Here is a 4,933-nt window from a genome sequence, read left to right as displayed (position 1 = left end):
CCCCTACCGTGACCGTCACCATCGCGCCCATCCCGCCCAACGACGTGGCGCAACACGCCGCCTCGCCCGCTCCAGACACGGCGTGTCGCCCCCCCCGGCCCGCCGACGCGGCGCAACACGCCGCCTCGCCCGCTCCCGACCCGGCGTGTCGTGACACATCGATGGCGGCGGGCCGCGCGCGGCTGCGCCTCCCCACTCCCGACACGGCGTGTCGTGACACATCGATGGCCGCAGGCCGCGCGCGGCTGCGCCTCCCCGCTCCCGCCCTCTGGCACCCCAACACAGTCGGCCCCCAGGCGCTGTACCGCGTCACCGTCTCCCTGACCGACGCCGACGGCACCGTGCTCGACAGCACCTCCCGCGTCACCGGCTTCCGCACGGCCGAGCTGGCCCGCAACGAGGGCGCACCGGACGGCGCGCGCGGCTACACCGCCGTGGTCAACGGCGACCCGGTCGCGCTGGTCGGCTGGAACTGGACGCCCGCCGACACCCTGTTCGGCTCCATCCGTCCCGACACGGTCGAGCACCTGCTGGGCCTCGCCGCGGCCTCGGGCGCTCGGCTCGTGCGTGTCTGGGGCGGCGGGCTGATCGAGTCCGAGCACTTCTACGAGACCTGCGACCGCCTCGGGCTGCTGGTGTGGCAGGAGTTCTCGCAGTCCAGCTCCGGCATGCAGAGCACGCCCAGCACCGACCCGGCGTTCGTCGCGCTGATGCGGGAGGAGGCGGAGGGGATCGTGCCCACGCGGGCGCACCATCCCTCCCTCCTCGTGTGGGGCGGCGGCAACGAGCTGGACGAGGGAGGCGTGCCGCTCGACGATGAGCGCTCCCCGGTGCTCGCTGCGCTGCACGGCGCGGTGGACGAGCTCGACCCGGGCCGCTCGTGGCTGCCGACCTCGCCGACGGGGCCGGAGTTCCACAACCGGCTCGACCGCATCCACGCGGATCCGGACGGTCAGCACGATGTGCACGGCCCGTGGGAGCACCAGGGCCTCGTCGGTCACTACACGCTCTCCAATGCCGGGACCAACCTCGCGCACACCGAGTTCGGCGTCGAGGGGATGACGAACCTCCGCTCGCTCGACGCCCTCATCCCCGAGGCCGACCGCTGGCCCGCCGACCGCACCAACCCGGTGTACCGGCACCTGGGCGAGTGGTGGAACAACGCGACGCAGGTGGTCGAGCTGTTCGGCGGCCGGCCGCGCGACCTGGAGACGCTCAACCGGGCCAGCCAGCTGCTGCAGGCGACCGGATTGCAGTATGCCGTGGAGGCCGACCGCCGGCGCTGGCCGCGCAACGCGATGGTGCTGCCGTGGCAGCTGAACGAGAGCTTCCCGAACGCGTGGTGCACCGCCGCCGTGGACTACCGCGGCGAGCCGAAGCCCGCCTTCCACGCGGTGGCGCGAGCGTTCGCGCGGCGCCGGGCGACCCTCCGCGTGCCCCGGGCCGTGTGGGCGGGCGAGCGGGAGGCGCGGGTGGAGGCGTGGCTCTGGGCCGAGGACCCGGTGCCGGACGGCTCCCACCTCACCGTGCGGGCGCGCGGGCTGGACGGGGAGGTGGTGGCGGAGGCCGGAGCGATCGCCGACGCCGTCGAGTGGCCGGTCCCGGTCGCCGAGCTCGTCGTGCCGGTCGCGGACCTGCCCGAGGTGTTCCTGTGGGAGGCGGAATGGCGCGACCCCGACGGGGCCCTGATCGATGTCGAGCGGATGGTCGCGACGACGACCTCCGACTTCGCCGCCCTGCTCGACGTGCCCCCGACGACGCTGGAGGTGGAGGCCGTGCCCGGCGGACTGCGCATCCGCAACACCGGGGTCACCGCGGCGCTCACGGTGCGGGTGGTCGACGCGCGCCCGGTGGACGCGCCCGGCTGGCTGGTCGCAGCGGGCGACTCCCGCCCGCTGCTGCCGGGGGAGGAGCGCGCCCTCGCGGTGGAGTGGTCGCACGCCGAGCCGGGCCCGGTCCGCGTGGAGCCATGGAACGCCGCCCCGCTCGTGATCGAGGGGCGTCGTCATGCCGGAATCCTGGCGGAATAACGGCAGAATGACGCCCCTCGGCGGAGTGGTGAGGTGGCAGGGTGCGGGCAGGGTGCGGGCAGCGTAAGGGCACGGGTGCGGGCGCGGTGCGCGCGGCACGAACCCCGCGGTTCTGCGAACGCACCGCGCGGGTTCACGGCGCGTTCAGAATGCGGTGGTGCAATGAAGACGTGAAGACGCGAATCGCGGAGTATCCGCGGCCCGACCACTTCCTCCTGCACATCAGCGACACGCACCTGCTCGCCGGTGGCGAGCAGCTCTACGGGTCCGTCGACAGCGAAGCCCACCTCCGTGCCCTCCTGGCCGAGGTGGAGGCGTCCGGCGGCCGGCCAGAGGCGATCGTGTTCACCGGCGACCTCGCCGACCGCGGCCAGCCGGGCGCGTACGAGCGCCTCCGTGCCATGGTCGAGCCGGCGGCCGAGCGGATGGGCGCCCGCGTGATCTGGGTCATGGGCAACCACGACGAGCGCAACGCCTTCCGGCACGGCCTGCTCGACCAGGCGCCCCAGCTGCTGCCCGACGGGGAGGCGCGCCCGATCGACGAGGTGCACTGGATCGGCGGGCTGCGTGTCATCGTGCTCGACTCCACCGTCCCCGGGCACCACCACGGCGACATCAGCGAGTCGCAGCTCGACTGGCTCGCGGCCGAGCTGTCGTTCGACGCGCCCGAGGGCAGCATCCTCGCCATGCACCACCCGCCGGTGCCGAGCGTGCTCGACCTGGCGGTGTCGGTCGAGCTGCGCGATCAGGCGCGGCTGGCGGAGGTGCTCGAGGGCAGCGACGTGCGCGGCATCATCGCCGGACACCTCCACTACTCGTCGACGGCCACCTTCGCGGGCATCCCCGTGTCGGTCGCGTCGGCCAGCTGCTACACGCAGGACCTCAACGTCCCGGTCGGAGGGACGCGCGGCCGCGACGGCGCCCGCGCCTTCAACCTCGTGCACGTGTACCCGACGACGGTGCTGCACTCGGTGGTGCCGCTGGGGGCCTTCCCGACGCTCGACTACATCGACGCGGACGAGTCGGCGCGGAGGCTCGCGGCCGGCGGCATCCGCATCCCCGACTCCTCCCGCATCGCGCCGCCGACCGAGCCGATCAGCGTTCTGGCCTGACGGGAGGCGGCGCGGCACCGTCGCGCGTGTGGCCTCCCCGGGCCTGAGATTTGGCGCAAATCTCCCGCGTGCGAGCGCACGTCTCGCGCTCAGGCGGGCCGCTCCCACGGCGCCGCGAACGGGAAGTACCGTTCCAGGAAATCGGTCACCGCGAGCGTCCGCTCCTCCGCCGAGATCTCGGGCTTGGAGCCGTCGTTGAGGCAGAACATGTCCTGGTCGCGCTCCTTCAGGAGTCGCTTCATCGAGCCCGGCGCCTGCTTCAGCGTCGTCTCGATGTAGAGCACCCTCGCCTGCGTCTGGGTCACCGCCCGACCGGTCATCAGCGCGTAGTAGTGGTAGAGCGAGTTGGTGACCGAGATGTCGGTCGCCGAGCGGAACGGGCTCGTCGCGGTACGCCGGAAGTCCTCCGCGAACTCCCGCTCCATCTCGCGCAGCACGTCGATCCGTAGGGGTGCCGCACAGTGCTCGAGGTGGCGGGTGGTGACGGCGCCGAACCGCTCCCACAGCAGGCGGCGGTTGACGCGGGCCGCGTTCTCGAAGCCGCTGCGCCGGGGGTCCGACTCGCCCAGCCCGATGCGGGTTCCGGCTTCCACGAACTTCGTCACCCCTCCCGGCGAGAAGAACACGTCCGGCGAGATCGGCCTGCCGATGAACATGTCGTCGTTCGAGTACAGGAAGTGGTTCGACAGCCCCGGGATGTGGTGCAGCTGGCTCTCGACGGCGTGCGAGTTGTGCGTCGGGAGGCCGCTCCGGTCGCTGAAGAAGTCCTCGCTCCGCATGATGTGGATGCGCGGATGCTCGGGGTCGAGCCACGGCGGCACCGGCGAGTCGGTCGCGATGTAGATGTTGCGGATCCAGGGCGCGAACATGTGCACGCTCCGCAGCGCGTACTTCAGCTCGTCGATCTGCCGGAAGCGGGCCTCGCTGTCGTCTCCTTCGCCGACGACGAAGCCGGCCTGGCGCGCTGCGCGCTGGCGCTGGTACTCGGCGCTCGACCCGTCCACCCACGAGAACACGATGTCGATGTCGAAGGCGACGTCGCTCGCGAGCGGGTCGAACATGTGCTGGAGGGTGCGCCAGCGCCGTCCGTACAGCTCGACCTCCGCCTCGACCGCCTCGCTGCGGGGCAGGGTGGTGCGCATGAGCGCGTTGGGCCGCGGCGCGCGGATCTCGTCGTCGCCGAGCCGCCAGAACTCCAGCTGGAAGGCGGTGTCGGAGCCGTACCGCAGCCTCCCGATCGGCTCCAGGCGCGGCCGGTACAGGCGCAGGACGTCGGACTTGCGGCGCGACAGCCTCCCGTCGGCGATGAGCATGGCGTCGCCCCGCGCACCGCCGTCGAGCTCGATGTCGCGGGCGTAGAAGGGCTCGTCGGCGAAGGCGGCCGCGAGCACGGCGGCGACCTCTTTGCGCCGCCGTCGGTCGAGGGCGATGATCAGCCGGCCGTCGTCGTCGCGGACGAGCAGGAACTCGATCCCGGCCGCTTCCAGCGCGTCGTGCACGGCGAGCAGATCCTCGATCATCGACTCCCGCGGCGTGAAGGGGCCGGAGACCAGCGTGAAGAGCCCCTTGCGCAGGACGACGTCGTCGCGTGCGAACCGGGACGCGGCCGACCCGGAGTCGCGCGTGACGACGACGGGTTCGGGCTGGGGGGAGAGGGATGCGGGTGGATGCTCAGCCATACGGAGTCCACTCTAGGCGCGCGACGTCCACGGTCGAGCCCGGGCCCTTCGGCCGCGGCATCGAGTTGGGGGGGGGGGGGCCCCCCCCCCCCCCCCCCCCCCCCCCGCCCCC

The 4,933-nt window shown here is 72.8% G+C and carries 3 protein-coding genes; 2 read left to right on the top strand and 1 reads right to left on the bottom strand.

What is annotated here, in order from left to right; translation table 11 throughout:
• The first annotated feature begins 224 nt into the window (after positions 1-224).
• Both ACR9ZG_RS18030 and ACR9ZG_RS18025 read left to right on the top strand, forming a co-directional pair.
• Entirely contained in the window at positions 225-2,030 is a 1,806-nt protein-coding gene (locus ACR9ZG_RS18030) for a glycoside hydrolase family 2 TIM barrel-domain containing protein (protein WP_481286225.1), read from the top strand.
• A gap of 170 nt (positions 2,031-2,200) precedes the next feature.
• A complete protein-coding gene (locus ACR9ZG_RS18025; RefSeq protein ID WP_481286224.1) occupies positions 2,201-3,142 on the top strand; it encodes a phosphodiesterase in 942 nt (313 codons plus the stop codon).
• An 89-nt stretch (positions 3,143-3,231) separates the two neighbouring features.
• Here ACR9ZG_RS18025 and ACR9ZG_RS18020 read toward each other — a convergent pair whose 3' ends face one another.
• A complete protein-coding gene (locus tag ACR9ZG_RS18020) occupies positions 3,232-4,821 on the bottom strand; it encodes a stealth family protein (RefSeq protein WP_481286223.1) in 1,590 nt (529 codons plus the stop codon).
• Between the last annotated feature and the right edge of the window lie 112 nt (positions 4,822-4,933).

The organism is Leifsonia sp. KNZ12-8B (genome assembly GCF_056755495.1).
The sequence above is the reverse complement of the archived record's forward strand: the minus strand, read 5'-3'. Positions and strand labels throughout refer to the sequence as shown.